The organism is Actinocrinis sp. (assembly GCF_035946395.1).
In the GTDB taxonomy this organism is placed as follows: Bacteria; Actinomycetota; Actinomycetes; order Streptomycetales; family Catenulisporaceae; genus Actinocrinis.
The window spans coordinates 1-1716 of record NZ_DASYZI010000319.1; the positions used below are offsets into that span (position 1 = coordinate 1).

The following is a 1716-nucleotide window of genomic DNA, read 5'->3' on the forward strand; positions in this document are numbered from 1 at the left end:
GAGGGCCTCGACGTAGGCGACATCGCGACGGTGACCGTGGAGCTGCTTGATCTCACCTGACGACCGCCGGCACGGCGGCCAGGTCCGGATCGGCCTCGCCGGTCTCGACCGGTCGGCCGTGCGATGACGACCACCAGAACGCGAACGTGGACGTGGGCGTCGACCCGTTGGGAAAGCGCGAGGCCGAGGTCGCCCGGCTGATCGCCGACCGGCGACGCGTCACCAGCCGATGGGGCCTTCAGCGTCGAAGTAGGCGCCGGTAGGGCCGTCGGGGCTCACCTGCGCCATGCGCACGATGATCTCGGCGCCCTGCTCGACGGTCTGCGTACCGGTGTTCCCGTTGAGGTCCGTCGCCGTGAATCCGGGCTCGACCGCGTTGATCCGCATGTTCGGCAACGCCTTCGCGTACTGAATGGTGACCATGTTGACCGCGGACTTCGACGCCGGATAGGCCACGCCCGGGTAAGCCGAGCCGGGCGAGCCCGTGGTGCTCATCCGCGTCATCGAGGCTAGGCCGCTGCTCACGTTGACCACGACCGGGGCGGGCGACTGCTGCAAGAGCGGCAGGAACGCGTGGGTGACGCGCACGAGGCCGAAGACGTTCGTCTCGAACACCGTCCGCATCAGTTCGGCGGTCAAATCCGCGGCGCCGACGACCGTGTTGCCTTCGCCGCGTGCCTCGATTCCGGCGTTGTTGACCAGGACGTCCAGCCCGCCCTCGGCTTCGATCGCCTTCGCCGCGGCGGTCACAGACGCGTCGTCGGTGACGTCGAGCTGCACCATCCGCGCGCCGAGCCGCTCGGCGGCCCGGCGGCCACGCTCCGGGTCCCTGCTGCCGATGTAGACGGTGTGGCCCGCCACGATGAGGCGGCGGGCCGTCTCGTAGCCGAGGCCCTTGTTCGCTCCGGTGATCAGTGTTCTCGTCATGGCTCCAGCCTCCACCCGCGTGCCGCGTAGATCCAATCGCCCGTACGCGGGCGGCTCGCGGCGCCTGGTGGCCCAGCGCCCGATGCCTAGTGGTCGGCCGGGTTGAATATGCAGGTTGGCAGGGCGTCGGTCGAAGTCAGCGCCACGCCGATGGTGCCCAGGCTGTCTCCGAAAAGGATGGACAACGTCATGCCCGGCGATACTTCGTTCGTGTCCAGGTAGTAGACGAGCTTGCCGTTCTCGAAGGTGACACGGTCGGGCGGCAGCTTCGCGGGCGGCAGCAGCTCGATGCCGGGAGACGAGCTTGGCAGCGGGCTGCGGCACACGGCAAGGTCGGCCAGGACTCTGGCGTCGACACCCGCGGCGGCCAGATCACGGCGCAGGGCATTGACGTCGGGCTTGCCGCGGGCGTCGAGGATGGTCAGTTTGACGATCCCGGCGGGCTCTTGCTGCACGGTGTAGGCCGCATTGGCGATGTGGACGAGGGCGCGAGGCGTGCCGCTGACACTGACGACGATGCGGCCAGCGTCACCACCAGTGCCGGCGCTGCTGGTCGCAGCCGTGTTGCCGGTGATGAGGACAGCGGCTGCGATCACGGCGGCGAGTCCCGCGCTGGCCGCGACCACCGTGCGCGGACGAGGGCGCGGACGAGGGCGCGCACGTGCAAGGCGACGGCCACCGCCAGGGACTTCGCGTTCTTGTACCCGTTCGTGTGCCAGAGCCTGTGCCCGTTCCTGGACATGGGACTTCAGCTCGTACATCAACCGCTCCTCAAAGCGTTCGGCGTTC

At 69.1% G+C, this 1716-nt stretch carries 2 protein-coding genes and 1 pseudogene; all 3 read right to left on the reverse strand.

The annotated features are described in order from the left end of the window. Nucleotides 1–52 precede the first annotated feature (52 nt). Nucleotides 53–223 (reverse strand): hypothetical protein, encoded by a 171-nt coding sequence (locus VGS97_RS19390; protein WP_326855000.1) that lies wholly within the window; start codon nucleotides 221–223, stop codon nucleotides 53–55. Further along, nucleotides 220–927, reverse strand: a complete 708-nt coding sequence (locus VGS97_RS19395) for an SDR family NAD(P)-dependent oxidoreductase (RefSeq protein WP_326855001.1) — start codon at nucleotides 925–927, stop codon at nucleotides 220–222. The genes VGS97_RS19390 and VGS97_RS19395 overlap by 4 nt, the downstream gene beginning before the upstream one ends. An 86-nt stretch (nucleotides 928–1013) precedes the next feature. After that, a pseudogene (locus tag VGS97_RS19400) lies at nucleotides 1014–1716 on the reverse strand (hypothetical protein); the annotation flags it as partial.